This is a genomic window from Caulobacter sp. GW821-FHT09B11 (genome assembly GCF_059418205.1).
Genome location: NZ_JBWKPK010000001.1, coordinates 257,570 through 273,858 on the forward strand (window position 1 = coordinate 257,570; position 16,289 = coordinate 273,858).

The 16,289-nt window shown below is 71.3% G+C and carries 5 protein-coding genes; all 5 read right to left on the minus strand.

The window, feature by feature from the left end; all coding sequences use genetic code 11:
- Positions 1–3: 3 nt before the first annotated feature.
- Complete coding sequence (locus AC07N1_RS00875; RefSeq protein ID WP_494670046.1) at positions 4–612, minus strand: OmpH/Skp family outer membrane protein; 609 nt, start codon at positions 610–612, stop codon at positions 4–6.
- A 3-nt stretch (positions 613–615) separates the two neighbouring features.
- Positions 616–1,446 (minus strand): SapC family protein, encoded by an 831-nt coding sequence (locus tag AC07N1_RS00880; RefSeq protein ID WP_494670047.1) that lies wholly within the window; start codon positions 1,444–1,446, stop codon positions 616–618.
- Between the two features lie 68 nt (positions 1,447–1,514).
- The gene (locus tag AC07N1_RS00885; protein WP_494670048.1) at positions 1,515–13,880 is read right to left on the minus strand and encodes a filamentous hemagglutinin family protein; all 12,366 of its coding nucleotides are present in this window, start codon (positions 13,878–13,880) and stop codon (positions 1,515–1,517) included.
- A 115-nt stretch (positions 13,881–13,995) separates the two neighbouring features.
- Entirely contained in the window at positions 13,996–14,394 is a 399-nt protein-coding gene (locus AC07N1_RS00890; protein WP_494670049.1) for a hypothetical protein, read from the minus strand.
- Positions 14,395–14,541: 147 nt separating this feature from the next.
- A complete protein-coding gene (locus tag AC07N1_RS00895) occupies positions 14,542–16,278 on the minus strand; it encodes a putative porin (RefSeq protein WP_494670050.1) in 1,737 nt (578 codons plus the stop codon).
- Positions 16,279–16,289 lie beyond the last annotated feature (11 nt).

The window sequence follows — 16,289 nt, forward strand, 5'->3', positions numbered from 1 at the left end:
GCGCTACTTCGCCGCCGGCGTGGCGGGCAGGCGCTCGCGCTCGAAGGTGATCATGCGCAGCTTGCCGTTCAGGCTCTGCACCACGGCCGGGGTCAGGTCGTTGGCGAAGTTGCCGCCCAGCGCCGAATTGCGGTCGAGCAGCAGGCCACAGCCGTGGCTGGCATAGGCCTGGGCGATCAACGGCTGGGCCTCGGTGGCGATGCGGTCCATGGCCTTGATGCGGGTGGCCTCGATCTCGCGACCATTGTGGGCGGCCTTCAGCTGCAAGGCCTGCCAGCGCTGCGCCAAGGCGTCCTGGCGCTGGGCGTTGGCCGGCTGGCCCAGCAACGCCTTGGCCTCGGTTTCCATCGGCGCGCGCTCGGCGTCGATCTCGGCCTGGGCCGCCTTGGTCAGCTCCTGCAGCCGGGCGCTGGCGGCCTTGCCTACCTCGGCGTTGGCGAAAATCGCCTCGCGCGACAGCAGGCAGACCCCGGCGATCACGGGGCCGCCCAGGGGCTGGGCGGCGGCAGGCGCGGCGGCGGGCTTGGCGGCTTGGGCGATGGCGACCGTGGAGATCATGGTCGACAGGGTCGCAGCGATGGCGAGCGAAGCGGCGAAGGCGCGCGAAGTCATGGATCAGGCTTTCTTGGTGCGATCGGCGGCGGACGCCACCGGCTTGGAAACAGAAACTGATGTCGGCGTCGTGACGGCGGCCCGCGCGCCGTGCCTGTTCAGCAGCGCCGAGAAGCGCTCCAGCGAGGCCAGGTGGTGGTGGACCAGCGCCAGCCAGCCCTTGCGATGCCAGTCCAGCACGACACTCTCGTCCAAGGCCGCGAAGGCGGCCGCATCGACGATCTGGAAGCCGTTCAGGCCCAGCGTGCGGCCGTCCGGCAGGGTGGCGTCGGCCCGGCGCTCGATCAGCACGCCCTGGGCTTCCAGCGCCGCGCAGAAGGCCTGGGTCGCGGCGACCTCGCCCTGGAAGGCGTCGCAGAACGCCAAGGCCTGCCGCGTCAGGTCCGACGGCAGGCCGTCCACGAACAGCGGCGCGCCCTCCTCCCCGTCCCGGACGACGCGCTCGGAGCCCGCGTCGATGGCCAGGGCGAAGCCGTCGGGGCTGACCGTGGCGACGAACCCGAACGGATAGCGGCGGACATAGGCCGGCACATAGGCGTCCGGCGCCCACCGTCCGTCCTCGACGAACAGGTTGTCATGCTCCAGGCCCAGCAGCGCCACGGGGGCGATGTCGCCGGCCGCGAACACCACGGGATAGCTGCGGGCCGCCGCGACCAGCTCTCCGGCGACGATCGGCACGAAGGGCGCGGCGGCGGCGAAGGACGCGTCGCCGTCCTTCAGCCGCCAATCGGCGTGCAACGCCGCGTTCAATGGCTGGGGCTGGCGATAGAACAGCGGCAAGGCCGGCGTCGGAACGGGCGCGGAACTGGCTTCCGCTTCTGGGTGGCGCGTCATGGCGACGATCTCCGGTCGATCAGTGAAATGGGGGGAGACGCCCGGTCTCCCCCGGTGTTGGTCTTGGATCAGGCCCCGTCGCCGAAGCCGAGCAACCGGCCGGTGATGACGGAGGGGACGTCCCGCATCGGCGCGGGCCGGGCCTGCTCGGCGGCGCGGGCGGCCTGCGCCACGACCGCGCTGCTGGCCGAGGACGCCGCCGTCAGGGCGCCGGTGTTGACGACGGCCGCCATAGGTATGCCCTGGGCGTCGCCCTGGACCTGGATGTTGGCGGCGTTGATGACCTGCAGCGCGGCCAGGTTGACGTTGCCCGACACCCGGATGCCCGCCTCGCCCGCGTCGATCGTGCCCAGGGGCGCGATCAGGTCGATGTCGCCGGGCGTCACCTCGGGGATCGGGTTCAGCGTGGCGATGCCGGCCCCCGACGACGGCGCCTGCGGCGACAGCGTCACATTGCCGTAGGCGTCATAGGCGCGCCGGGGCGGCGTGAAGACGATCGTCGACTTGGCGCCGCGGCCGGCGTTGATGTCGCCCGTCTCCGACCAGGCGAAGACGTCGCCGCCGAAGGTGGTCATCACCCGCGACAGGCCCAGCAACAACGACTTCTCGCTGAACAGGCTGATGTCGCCCTGCCCCTGCGTGACCACCCCCGCCGTCGAGGGCGGAACCGCGCCCAGGACGCCCAGCACGATCTGTCCGCCAGGCGCCATCATCTGGATGTCGCCGCCGAACTGGCTGCGCACGCCCGAGCCGCCGAACATCACGATATCGCCGGCGCGCACGATGTCCTTGCCCGCCGCGTCCGTGTGGGGGAACAGGGTCGCGATCATCTCGCGGCCGCGCAGGTAGCTGGAGAAGCGGCTGCTGGCGGGGTTGTTGTACTCCCGGCCGCCTTCGCGCAGTTCGGCGTAGTAGACCTCGCGCAGGAAGACGCGCTGCTGCTCGGGCGGCAGGGCCTTGAAGTAGGCGCCCGCCTGCTCGGCCGTGCCGGTAAAGCCGAAGCGGTCGGCCAGCCACTGGCGCATCTCGCCGTCATAGGTCTTGGCGACCTTGCCGGCCTGCTCGGCCAGGGGACGCGCCGGATCGGCCAGGTTCGCCGGATCAAGGTAGCGATCGGCGACGGCCGAAAGGTCCGGGCCGTTCGGGCCGGTTCCGGCCATCATCGCGATGCCGGTGCCCAGGCGCGTGTCGCCTTCCAGCAACGGGCCGAGGCTGACCACGCTGGCGCGATCCTCCTGGGTGATGTTGCGGCCGGCGCTGATCTCCAGCACGCCCGGTCCGGCGACCTTGACATCGGCGTAGAGGATGTCGCGGCCGGCCTGGATGAACGACACGTCGTCGGCGTCGTTGTTGAGGATGACCGCCTGGGTCCCGACGATGTCGCGCCCCGCCCGGGCCCGCAGCGGCAGGGCCGCGTCGTACCAGGTGGAGATCGCGCGGCCCGTGATCGGCGCGAAGGTGGTGATCGCGCCGGTGTTGAGGCCCAGGATGTCGCCGTCGACCGCGTAGAACAGCGCCGACGACTTGCCCCCCGCGTGCAGGTCGCGCGCGCCTAGCGTATCGGGTCCGAAGGCGAACAGCGGGAAGTAGCCCACTTGTCCCAGCAGACCCCGGCCCGAGGCGTCGGTCAGCGACCCTTCCAGGCTGGTGTTGGACAGCATCAGCGTCAGGCGCGGCCCCACCAGTCCAAAGCCGGTGAAGGCCGGATTGAACGGGGTCGGCAAAGGCGTGTCCGAGCCCGACATGCTGATCGGATAGCCGCCGCCGAAGATCGACGCGCCGGCCAGGAACTCCAGGGCGCCGGACGCCGACGGGGCCAGGACCAGCGGATTGTTCACGGTCAGGCCGGGCCCCGTCGACAGGCCGTAGAACAGGCTGCCCGAGGCGGCGGTGGCCCTCAGGATCGACGGGTAGATCACCCGCGGGTCGCCATCCAGGCCCTGTCCGTAGTTCCAGACGCTGTTGGCCTCGTCGGTTCCGGGGGTCAGGTCGCCGCCGGCGCTGAACAGGTTGATCGCGGTGTGATCGGTCCACAGGCTGAACCAGCTCTGGCCCCCGCCGGCGTAGCGGACGCCGTTGGCCGTGAACGGCGTGGTGTTCAGGGCGTAGGCCCGGCCGGGATCGGCGACGGTGGTCAGCACCAGGTCGCCGGGGGCGTCCAGATAGACCGCCGAGTCGCCGGGAGCCAGGACTAGGCCGGCGTTGCTGACGCCGATCGTGGCCGTGAACGGATCGATCGGTCGCGTGTCGGCCTTGTCGCCGCCCAGGCCCGGCCTGTCGGCGGCCTCCTGGCGGTACTTCAGGTCGATCCCGCCGATCGCTCCGGCGCTGACCGCCGTCAGGCCGCGCAGGTTGACCAGGACGCCGTTCAGGTCGGCGTCCTGCGTGTTGCCCTGGCCGGCCGTGGCGCGCTGGGTGGCCGCGAGATTGGGATTGATGGCGCCGGAGACCCGGATCGTCAGGTCGCCGCCGCCGGTCAGGACGAGGTCGCCGTTGGCGTCGACGCGGCCAGTGCCGCCGACCGCCGCCACCAGACCCTGGCTGCGCGGAACGCTGTCGGCCAACCCAAGGGCGTCGATGATCCCAGCATCACCGCCCGCCCGGATGGTCAGGTCGCCGCCGCCCAGCGTGCCCAGGCCGGTGAAGCCCACCATGTAGGGGTCGGCCTGCGGGCTCAGCGGCTGGAACGGCTGCAGGGCGTAGGTCCCGAAATTGATCCACCACGCGGTGGCCACCCCGTCGGCGCCCGTCGCCGCGCTGCCCGTGCCCTGACGCCACAGCCAGCTGCCGACATTGGTGCTGGGAACGTTGGTGCGGCTGGTGGGCGAGGAGAAGTCGCCCCAGATGTTGCCCACCACGTCGCCGCCGACGACGATGTCCAGATTGCCGCCGTGGTCGGGATACCAGGCCTGGTAGGCCGCCAGGGCCGCGTCGTAGTCCTTGGTCTGGGCGCCGATCACCGAGCCGTTGATGGTGGCGCCGCGCGGCAGGTTGAAGGGATCCGAGCCGTCCGCCAGGGTCATGGCGGCCGAGCGGCTGCCGGCGGTGTAGACACCGAACGCCGAGCGCATCCGGAAATCGCCGGCCGCGGCCAGGGTCAGGTCGCCCTCGCCGGTCCGCACCACGCTGAACATCGGCGACAGGTAGGTGGTCTTGATCACGTCCTTGACCGGCGCGATGACCTGCGCGCAGCCGTCGGGCACGCCCCAGTCGCAGACGCCGGCGTCCATCAGGTAGTCGGGGATCGGGTCGCCGGGGATGAAGCTGGGGTCCAGGGCTTCGCTGTTGGGGCCCCAGACGTTCTTGATCCGCACCGGGTCGGTGAAGCAGGTGATGAAGGTGCAGTAGCCCCAGTCCAGCTCGTCCTGCGGCACCGCGTCGCCGGGATTGTATCCGTAGTCCGCCGCGTCGGCGCCCCAGACCAGACCCGTGCCGCCCGGACGGACGTTCATCTCCATCATCGAATGCAGGTCGGCCAGGATGATCGAGCCTTTCGCCCCCGGAACCACCGCCCGGCGGTCGGCCGAAGCGAGGTCCGCGCCGGCGGTCAGTTGCAGGTCCCAGCTGGTGGAGCCCTCGCCCAGCATCGGCGCCACCGCCCAGTTCCGGCCCTGCACGCCGTCGACGACGGGGCGCAGGTCGAAGGGCTTGTCGTCAGGCAGCTCGACCTTGGTCATCGACGGGATCAGCGACCCGCGCGCCAGGGCGATCTGGCCGCTGGTCTTCATCTGGGTCGGCAGCTTGACGCCCTTGGGCCAGGTCAGGGCCTCGACGCTGGCGTTGGCTCGCAGGAAGGTCCCCGCGCCCAGCCGCGCGCCGGCCTCCAGCACCACGGCGTCGGTCAGGACCGAGCCGGCCGGCATCAGCAAGGCGCCGCCGGCGTCGTAGACATTGGCGCCCAGCACCGTGCCGGCCGGCAGGGTGTAGCGATCGGTCAGGGTCACGTCGACCGACAGGACCGTGCCGCGCGGCAGGGTCAGGGCGTCGGTGGGCAGGTCGTAGTTCAGGGTCGCGCCGCTGGGGAACAGCGTGCCGATATCCAGGACCACGCCGTCCACCGGGATGACGATGTCGTCGCCATAGGGCGTCTTGCCCAGGTCGCCGAAGTCGGTCCGGCCCTCGGTCAGGTACCAGCCGGTGTCGTCGGGCGTGGCCGGCGGCGGCGCGAAGCCGTCGTTGATGCTGCCATAGACGTTGAGGTCGCCGGCCGCCCGGATCACCAGCACGCCCGGCTGGCCGAACCCGCGCAGGGCCGGGTCCAGCCGGTTCGAGCCGGGGCCATAGCGATAGCCCGACAGGTCGATGTCGCCCAGGATCGTCAGGTCGCCGTTCGGATTGGTGGCCGTGTTGCTGATGAGTTCGACGCCCGGGCGCAGGTGATAGTCGCCCAGTCGCGCCAGGCGCGCCGTTAGGTCGGCGTTGCCCAGGGCCGCGTCGACAAAGGCGGTGCTGTCGAGGTCGATGGCGTCCAGATAGGCCTGGGTGATCAGCTGGGGCGCGTGGCCCGAAACGTCAGGCAGCGCCGCCAGGGGCGCGTCGTCATAGGTGCGGAAGCCGTTGACCGCGACGGTTCTGGCGCCGCGGATCGTGGTGCGGCCCAGGATGTCGATCGCCACGTCGTCGCCGCCCAGGCGCGGGGCGTTCAGATCCAGCGTGCCGCGCGAAACCCCGTCCTGGCCGGTCTTGGCCTCGGTCCCGGCCCGCAGGTCGACCGTCGCCGCCGCGCCCAGGGTCAGGGTCCCGTCGCGCGCCGTCAGGTCGACGATCGCGCGGTTGGGGCTGTCGATGATCTTGCCGTAGCTGTCGACCCGCAGGCCGGTCCCGTGGGCGTCGAGGGTTCCGTTGACGGTCAGGTCGCCGGCGGCGGCCAGGCGGATGGCGCCGACCTCGAAGCCGCTGGCGTCGATCCGGCCGTTGACGGTCAGGTCGCCGCCGTCCAGCACCACCTCGACCTGCTGGGCCTTGACCCCGTCGCCGATCGTCAGGTCGCCCTGCTTGATCTGGAAGCGGCGGGCGCCGAACACGCCGCCGGTGTTCAGGCGATCGTTCAGGCCGGCGAAGTCGGCCAGGGACTGGGTGCGGATGGTGAGCTCGCCGGCCTCGAAAGGCACGTAGGTTCCGCCCGCGTCGTACTGGCCGCTGGCCGAGCCAAGGATCGAGCCCGCCAGGTCGACATGGCCCGCCGTCGCGCCCAGCGCGGTGGCCTGCACGCTGCCCGCGCGATTGTTGACGGCGGAGACGTTGATGACCCCGCCGGCCGCCTGGACGATGTCGCCGGCCTGGCTGGCCAGCAGCAGATCGCCGCCGCGGCTGTAGCGGGTCTCCTCGAAGAACTTCACCGCGCGGCCCGACAGGTCGATCCGCGAGGCCGCGCCGAGGGTCACGTCATCGACCGCCTCGACGTTCAGCTTGCCCGAAGCCAGGGCGATCACGCCGTCCAGGACGACGTTGCGGCCCGACAGGGACAACTGAGCGCCCAGGGCGTCGTCGGCGGTCGGAGCCGGCGCGGTTCCCGACGCCTTGAAGACCATGTCGCCGCCCGTCGTGATCTTGGTCACCGAGCCGGCCACGCCCGTCAGCACCGGCGCGGTCAGGTTCAGGTCGCCGCCGGTATAGTCGTAGCCCTTGCCGGACACATAGGCGCCCTGGTCGCGATAGACCTTCAGAGTCCCCACGCCGTTGGCGGTGATCGCATGGCTGGCGCTGAGGTCGACCGAGGCGAAGCCGACGGTCAGGCGGTCGGCCGGCAGGCCGTTGGGCTGGCTGCGCGGCGCATAGCCCAGGACGATGTCGCGCGCGGCGATGCTCAGCACGCCGTCACCCAGCAGGCCGCCGATCGCGCCGCCCGGCGGATTGGGAATCTGGGCCGGATCGCGGTTCGACGGCGGCGTGTCGGTGGCGCCGGTCCAGACGAACTCGCCGGTGGTGATCACCGCCTTGTCGCCGGCCTTGCCGTAGCCGTAGATCGCCGGGGTCCCCAGGACCAGGCGCTCGATCGAGGACACGCCGGTGACGGGATTGAGCGTGTCCAGCTCGACCGAACCGTAGATGTTCACCGACTCCCGGGCGTTCAGCACCAGGGTCTTGACCGCCGGCGCGCCGATGCCCTTGTTGCCCGCCAGCAGGCCTTCCAGAACGGTCTGGTTCAACGCCAGGCCGGCCGGCAGCTGGCCGTTGACCGCCGCCTGCTGCAGCGCCTCGGCGCTGCCCAGATTGACCGCCGATATCGCCAGCAGCAGGTTCTCCGCGCCGTAGCGGACGTTGTCGGACAGGGTGAAGGCCTTGTCGGTGGCGACGGCGATCGTGCCCTTGCCATAGACCGTGGTCTCGCCCGCGCAGCCGCCCTGCGGGCAGTCGCCCAGGTGAATCTGGCCGGCCGACACCCCGACGGCCCCGCCGGGCAGCAGGTTGATCCAGCCGTTGGAGACCGCCAGCACCGCGGAGTCGCCCGCCGAGAAGGTCACGCCGTCGCCGCTGTCATAGGCCGGGTCGCCGCCGGCCAGGGTGTTGATCGACGCCCCCTGCTCGACCAGGACCCGACCCGAGGGCGAGGACGACAGCAGGAAGATCTCCGAGCCGGTCAGGCTCGCGCCGCTGCGGACGATCACGTTGCTGGCCGTGCCGTCGAACACGGCGAAGTTGTCGCCGTAGGCCAGGCCCAGGCGCCCGCCCAGGATCAGGCGCGGCGTGGCCAGGGCGTTCAGGTCGCTGGCCTGGACCGAGAAGCCGCTGAAGCCTTCGGTGCGCGTCTTCCCGTCGGTCAGCACCTCGATGTCGAAGGCGTCGACCAGGGTCGTGCCGCCAAAGCCGATGCTGTCCTTGACCGGCGTGAACCGCGTCTCGCCGTCGAAGCGCAGCATCGGCAGGTCGTCGCGCGGGGTGGAGTAGCCGAAATCCAGCTTCAGGGTGCGGGCGTCGACCGTCAGCTCGCCCCGGATGCCGCCGCGTCGCGTCGAATCCGCCAGGACGAAGTCGTCATAGCCCATGGTGTTGTAGGAGGTATGGCTGCGCACGGCGGCCGCCGGCGTGATCACCAGGGCGCTGGCGACGGACGACCGGATGGCGGTGTTGGCCACGCCCAGGAAGCCGCTGGCGACATACGAGCCCGAGCCGGCCTCGACGACGCCGCCGGTCAGCGGCATGTCGCCCCCCACCTCGACGCGGAACGCGCCGGGCAGCAGGGCGTAGGTCGAGGGCATCAGGGTGTAGGTCCCGGCCTTCAGCCCGCCGACGTCCTCGGTCAGGGTGATCTGCTGGCCGACCATCGGCTGGCCCGCGCCCGCATCGGGCGAGACCGGCGCGTAGCCGCCCGCGTAGTCCGGCACGATGGCGTAGACGCCCGCGCCGGCGGCGCTGTAGCGGTTGGCGGGATTGGCGTTGACCAGCGGCGTGCGGATGATGTCCACCGAACCGCCGCGACCGCTGACGAAGCCCGCTCCGACCAGCGTGCCGCCGCCGGACAGGTCCAGCACCGAGCCCTTGTCGCCGATCACCGCGTCGCCGGTCATGGTGATGCTGCTGGCGCCCAGGGCCAGCGGCGAGATCTTCACGCCGTTATAGGTGTAGGTCAGCCCGTCGACCGTCCCGCCATAGGGCATGACGACGCCCGCGCCGCTGATCGAGGTGATGCTGCCGGCCAGCAGCTGGACCAGGCTGGAATGGAATTGGTAGGTGGACTGCCAGCCTCGCCCGATGACCAGGCTGCCCATCGGCGCGCGGACGATCCCGCCCTGGCGCACCGTGTCGCCGCCCAGGTACAGGGTCCCGAACACCGACTGCGGCGCGGCGACCGCGCCCGAGCCGTAGCGGCGGATGTCCAGCACCCTGCCCTCGCCGTAGCCGGCCTGGATCAGCGCGCTGACCCCGGTGGCCGGATAGATCTGCGCGGCGGTCAGGGTCAGGTCGCCGACATTGTTGAGCTCGGTGGTGATGCCTGCGCTCACCCCCGCCCCGCCGCCGACGCCGCCCAGCAGCCGCAGGTCGCCTCGGCTGGTCAGGTCGACCATGTCGAAGCCCCGGCGGTCCATGTCCAGGATGATGCCCGTGCCCGTGACCGGTCCGCCGGTGACGCCGAAACCGACGCGGTCGCGGATGTCGATCAGGTCGGCGCTGGCCTGGAACAGCGCGTCGCTGGAGCGCTTGGAGGGATTGTCACGCCACACGACGGTCGGGATGAACTGCTTGTCGGCATAGGTGCGGGTGGCCGCGGCCAGGCGCAGGTACGAGGTGTTCAGCGTCACCTTGGCGTCGCTGTCGGCGTTCTCGCTCAGGCCATAGGCGCCGGCATAGAACCGCAGGCTCTGGGCGGTCGACAGGGTGACGTCGCCATCGAAGCTGAGGACGCCGTTGACGAGCAGCGACAGGTTGCCGAAGCCGCCGTCGGTGATCTGATCGACGCCCATCCGGCCAACGCCGTAAACGAGGCCCGGACCGGCTTCGCCGGGGCGGAGATCCGCGTCCAGGCCGCTGCCTGCATGGACCTGAGACAGGATGAACTCGCGCGGCTTGACGACCGCCGCGTCGGGCTTGGACAGCGGCGCGGTGGAGAACACCGGCGTCTCCAGCGCCACCGCCAGGGTCCCGCCGGCCGCGTCGGCGCCGCCGGCCTTGGCCACCAGGGTTCCGTCCAGATACAGGCTGTGGGCCGACTGCAGGACGATCGTACCGCCGTCGCCGGCGACCTCGACCGGAACGGTCGCGCCGTTGCGAGTGATGTCCAGCGTCGTGGCGGTCGCGCCCGAGGCGTCCAGCACCGCGCCCTGGCGAACGACCACGGCCACGTCCGGCGCCTCGGCCACGCCCTTGTCCTCCCAGTCATGGGCGCCGCCGATCGCGATCACGCCGCCGTCCTGGACGACGCCGTAGCGGCGTCCCTGCCGGTCCACGGCGACGCTCGCCCGGCCGGCCACGTCGATCCTGGCGTGCTCGCCGATCCAGATCGACCGGTTGTGGGCGTGGATGTCGGCGCCGCCGGCTCCCGGCTCCTGGATCGAGCCGCTGTCGACGTCGATGGTCACCTTGCCGCCCCAGGCGTTGAGCGCGCCGTCGACGGTGATCTGCGAACCGCGTCCGCCCAGCAGGGTGATGCTTCGGCCCGGATCAACGGTGACGTTCGCGCCCTCGCCGATGGTGATCGCGCCGCCGTCCAGGCCGACCTGCGAACTCAGGGTGAGATTGGCCCCGGCGCGCTGCACCAGCCGGCCGGCCTTGTCGTCGGCCTGGTAGGTCGGCGGCATCCACAGGACCAGGCCCTCGCCCGCCTCGCCCGTCGGGATCGAAAGGCTGGCGTCGGTGAACCGGTACACCGGCGTGGCGACGTCCAGCTTGACGCCGGCCGCCACCGAGACGCCCTGGTGGCCATTGACCGCATAGTCCGAGAAACCGCTCTGGAACAGGGCGGTGTCCAGCACCAGGTCGCTCGCGTTGGAACGCCCGGCGGACGCCTTGCCGATGACGATCGCCGGCCCCGACTCGATGGTCAGCTTGCCGCCGCCGACCACGCCATGGCCTCGAATGTCGCCGTCCAGCACCACGGCCCCGCCCAGTGACGGCTCGCCCGTGACGCCGGTCAGATCGGCGACCAGGGTGACGTCGCCGCCACGCCCGCCCTTGGTGGTCAGGTCCGACAGCACCGCGCCGCCCGACGAGACGTCGATCCGGCCGCCGGCCTCCACGACCACGTCGCCCGAGGTCTGCAGCAAGACCTTGCCGCCGTCGACATGGCCGACCAGCGGAGCGCTCGCCGGATCCAGGCCGGCGTTCACCCAGAGACCACGCAGGTCTAGCGCGGCGCCGTCCCGCACGGTGATCGACGACTTCCCGTCCAGCAACAGGGTCTCGCCCTGCGGCGTGACGGTCGCCGCCGTGAACAGGTTGGTGGCGCGCACCGCGCCGCCGCGAGCGGTGACCTTGGCGTTGATGTCGATCACCGGCGCGGTGAGGTCCAGCACGCCGCCGTTTGCCAGGGCCAGGTCGGCGTCGATCGTGATCGCGCCGCGCGTTCCCAGCTCAAGTCCGCCCAGCCCCTGCTGGCTGAGGCGTTCGGCGTCGAGCCAGACCGTGCCCTCGCGGTCGGCCGGCAAGGTCGCCCCCGCGGCCTGGCCCGTGGTGATGTCGGCGATGTCGCCGACCCGAATATCGCTGGTGAACAGACTGGCGCGGCCCAGCGCGCCATAGCCGCCGACGGCCAGGGTCCCGGCCTGGGCGATGGTGTGCTGCGACAGGGCGTAGCCGTCCTTGACCGCGTCGGGACGGGCCAGGGTCTGGCGCTCGCCGTTGACGACGCCGGCCAGGATGTCGGCTTCCATGACGACGGTGGGCGCCGACAGGATCAGGCGGCCGGCGTCGCGGCCGACGGTGTAGCCGTCCTCCCAGCGGGCGGAGGTGGCGCGGCTGAACAGCGGATCGGAATAGACCTCGCCATAGGCTTCGCCCCAGCGGTCGTGCTGGACCCTGAAGGCGTTGCCGACCGCCAGCATCTTCATGCCGGCCGGAGCGTTGCGGATGTCGTACATCCGGCCGTCCTGGCCCATGACCCGGGTCGAGCGGACCAGTCCGGCGCGGTAGTCCAGGCTGCCCCCGGAGATGTCGAAGATCGCGCCCTGCTGGGCCACGACCTCCTTGGCCGACAGGGTGATCGTCCCGCCGACCGCGGCCCACTCGCCCACGCCGTGGGCGGTGTTGGCCAGGTAGCCGCCGACCTCGAGCAGGCCGCCGGGGGTGTACCAGCGATCGCCGTCGTAGCCGCCGGTCCCGCTGGGCAGCAGGACCAGATCGCGCACGTCGATCCAGACGTCCTTGCTCTTGAGATCGGCCTCGTCGCGGTTGCCTGGGCTGTCGCGCAGCTCGTTGCCCTGGATGTTCACCTTGATGGCGTTGGAAGCCATGTCCAGGCCCACGCCCTGGACGCCCGAGACGTCGACCGACGCGCCCTTGGCGACGGTGACCCGGCCGGCGGCCTGGACGGCCACCTGGCCGCCCTGAGCCATGGTCTGGGAGCCGCCCTCGAAGACCACATCGCCGCCGGTGACGATCTCGACACGTCCCTGGTCGAGGCGATCGGCCAGCAGGGACCGGTCGTCGAAGCCGCCGGTGACGGTGTTGGCGCGGTTGAGGTTGGCGGTGTCGGAGGCCTTGATCAGGGCGTCGCGCTGGCTGTTCAGCGCCGTCTCCTTGCTGTCCAGTTCGGGCAGGATCAGGGTCAGGCTGTCCTTGCCGAGGGTCACCGAGCCCTTGGCGTCGCTCGCCGAATTCAGCAGGTGGATCGTGCCGCGGGTGTTGACGCCGGTGGTGGCCACCAGCACGCCGTCCTGGCGGATGGTCCGGCCGGCCAGGGTGATGTCGCCCTGCGCGGCCTCGATCTGGCCGCTGTTGCGCACCGCGCCGCTCAGCGAGCCGGCGTCGATCAGGCCGCGCACCTCGTTGCCGCGCGTGGTGGAATAGGGGTTCTCGGCGGTGCCGTAGCCACGACGGATGATGAAGTCGTCGCCGGCCGACAGGGTCGCCTGGCCGCGCGGGGTGGTGATCGAACCGGCGTTCTCGACGCTGGTCCCCATCAGCAGCACGAAGCCGCCGCCGGCCGTCACCGAGGTCGGGGCCTGGGTGCTGATCCGCGCGCCGGCCTGGACGACCACCGCTCCGCCGGCGTCAGTGAAGCTGGGGGCGTAGTTGGTCCCGGCAAGGCTGGAATAGAGGCCCTTGTCCAGGAACTGGGCGTTGGTGATCCCGGCGGTCGAGGCCACGAGGTTCCGGACATTGACCTGCGAGGCGCCGCCGAAGATCACGCCGTTGCGGTTGATGATGTAGACCGAGCCGTCGGCCTTGATGGCGCCCAGGATCCGGGTCGGATCGGCGCTGGCGTCGGTGAGGCGGTTCAGCGCCACCCAGTCGGCATGGCCCTTCTGGTCGAACACCAGGTCGGTCTCGCGGCCGACATTGAAGCTGTCCCAGGTGAGGATGGCCTTCTGGTCGGTCTGGCCGACGGTGACGACGGTGCGGCCGTCCGCGCCCGTCGCCTGGGTCGGCCCCTTGGCGCCCAGCCACAGGTTGGGGTCCAGGCTGACGCCGTTGGCGACCTGCAGGCCGCCCTGCCCCAGGCCGTTGGGAACCTGGCTGTGGGCGGCGAGCGCGGCGGCCCGGGCGGCGGCCTGGGCCTGTGTCATCGCCTGGCGCGAGGCGGCGGCGCGGGCGAACGCGGCGACGGCCCGCTGACTGGCCGAGGACGCCTGGGCCTGGGCCTCGCCCTGGGCCTGGGCCGCGCGGGCGGCGGCGGCGGCGGGATCGGAGCCGCCGCGGCCGTTGGTGATGCGGCCGCTCTGGGCCAGGGCCGGCGAGACCGGGGCGACCCCGGTCAGCAGCAGCGCGCCCAGCGACGCGCCGATCAGCAGTCGATGACGAAGGGCTTGGCTTTTGACGGTCGTCTTCAGGGCGGTCATCGGACGGACTCCAGGATACGGACAGCCAGGACGCGGGCGGCCGACGGCGCGGGCGCGAAACAGGCGTGGAATGGCGAAAGGGCGGGCCGGCGCGCGGCTCGGCGGGCGGAAGGCGTCATGGCCGTGGGACCGGCGGCGGGATGGTCGGACGCTGCGGATGCACCGAGACGCCCAGGGCGGCGCCCATCCGAAGACGGGTGGCGGTCTGGTTGACCACGCCCGTGCGCACGTCCGGCGAACCGGCGCCGAGCACCGGAACCGCGTGTCCCGCGCTCGCTTGCGCTTGGGCTTGGGCTTGGGCCTGGCGCGCGGCGGCCTCCAGGGCCTGGCTGGCGCAGGCCAGGTTTCCGGCGCGATGGCCGGCGATGTCGATGCTGACGCAGGGCGGATTGACCGTCACCGGCGCCACCGAGGTCTCGGCGGACTGGGCGCCGGCCGGCTGGCCCGCGGTCAGAGCCGCCAGCGCCAGCAGGGCCGGCGCGAGGCGGGTCCGTCGGCGAGGGGAGAAAACCAACGGACCCGCGGGCGTCGCCGCCGCTTGGGACGAGCAAGCTTGCGTGGCGACGATGCGCGGCGTGATGAGGACGGCCGTCCGCGAAGCCGCGCTCCGGAGAACGCGGCCGGCGTCGCGGCCAGGATGCGGGACGGCCGTCTTCATCGATCAGAACCGGGTGTTCAGGTCGATCAGCAGGCGATCGACCGACAGCGGCGCGTCGGCGATCTCGTCGGCCGACAGCCAGCGCGCGCCGATGCTGGTGTTCTTGCCGAAGGCGTAGGCCCCGCCGATCATCCAACCCTTGTTGTTGGTGCCGCCAAAGCCGAAGTCGCTGTCGGTGAAGGCGTCCAGCACCGCGTCGGACTCCAGGCGGCGATAGCCGACGTGCAGGTTCCAGTCGCCGCGCTCGACCAGGTCGAACCGGCCGATCGTCAGCTTGGTCGACCAGCCGGTGTCGCCGCCGTCATAGCCGCCGTCGACCAGGATGGTCTTGGTGGGGTCGGCCGGATCGGGGATACGCCACTGCGGACCCAGGTTATTGACCGCCCTGGCGCGCAGGAGGTCGCGCTCGAAGCCCAGGTTCTTGACGAAGTCGCCTTCCAGCCGGATGGCGATCGGATCGAACATCGCCAGATCGATGGCGGCGCGCACGTTGAGCACCTGGTACTTGGTGGCCAGGCCGAAATACTGGTTCTCCGGGCTGCCGACCGGGTCCAGCGGGTTGGCGATGATGTTCCGGATCGGGAACATCGTGTTGCCCAGCTGCTGGAACTGGGGCCGGGTCGGATCGGTGTCGCAGACCACCTCGTAGTAATAGCAGGGGCTGGAGGTCTCGCCCTCGACGCCCTCGAACCGGAAGTAGCCGGCCGCCGCGCGCAGGCGGATGTCGTCGTTCAGCGCGTAGTCAAAGCCGGCCTGGACCGCGCCCAGGTACTTGTCCTTGCTCTTGTAGGGCCCGCCCGCGCCCTCGGGCGCGTTGCGCGAGCCGAAATTGAAGTCGGTGTTGAACACCGGGAAGACGCCGGCTGCGCCGAACACCTTCAGTTGCTCGGTCAGGGGCGCGACGCCCGAGACGGCCAGGCCGTCCAGGTTCAGGTCGTCGTCGAACAGCAGCTCGCTGGTCCAGAACGGGTTGGCGAAGCGGCCGACATCGACATCGAGGCCGGCGACCGGCGTCAGGCGAATGTTGGCCCGGTCCAGCCACAGGGCGTACTTGCTGAGCGAGCCGTTGGCGCCCAGGGTCTGGTTGGTCGAGACCGGCGAGCTGTCGTTGCCGGTGGCGATGCGGACCTCGGCGCTGATCCAGCTGTCGATCTGGGCCTTGATCCCGATGCGCGCGCGGATGCGGGCCCGGCGGCGATCCTCCAGGGTGTTGAGGTACGGCGGGGCGACGTAGCCCGGCGTCAGGTCGTTAATGTTCTGGCCCGCACCGGCGTTGATCGCGCCGAAGTCCTCGAAGATGTCGCCATTGCCCTCGCCCCTGAAGGCGCTTTCGCCCCGGGCGCGGATATCGCCGGAGACGGTGATGCGACGCGTCCAGTCGGGGGTTTGGCCAGGCTTGGCCCAGCCCTCGGCCTGCGCCTGCTGGCCCAGCTCCGTCCGCAGCTCGGACTTGATCTGATCACGGACGACCTGGGGCACGTAGGGGATGGTCTGGACGTCGCCGGAGACGCCGCCCGCAGGTATGGCCGCCGGTGTGGTCGCCGGCGGCGCGACGGTGGCCTGGGCGATCAGGGCGTCGGCCTCCGCGCGGGTGACCAGGCCCTTGGCGACCATCAGCTCCAGCAGCTTGGTGGAGTCGACGGACTGGGCCAGGGCCGGAGAGGCCAGGAGACTGGCGCCGGCGGCGCAGGCCAGCAGGACCGGCTTGAGGCCGAGGCGGCGGGAAGAAACGAAGGGCATGGGGTGTTCCC

Excerpts from the sequence above, each read along its gene's own strand:
- AC07N1_RS00895 (WP_494670050.1), bottom strand. The coding sequence starts at position 16,278 with ATGCCCTTCGTTTCTTCCCGCCGCCTCGGCCTCAAGCCGGTCCTGCTG.
- AC07N1_RS00885 (WP_494670048.1), bottom strand. The coding sequence starts at position 13,880 with ATGACCGCCCTGAAGACGACCGTCAAAAGCCAAGCCCTTCGTCATCGA.
- AC07N1_RS00880 (WP_494670047.1), bottom strand. The coding sequence starts at position 1,446 with ATGACGCGCCACCCAGAAGCGGAAGCCAGTTCCGCGCCCGTTCCGACG.
- AC07N1_RS00875 (WP_494670046.1), bottom strand. The coding sequence starts at position 612 with ATGACTTCGCGCGCCTTCGCCGCTTCGCTCGCCATCGCTGCGACCCTG.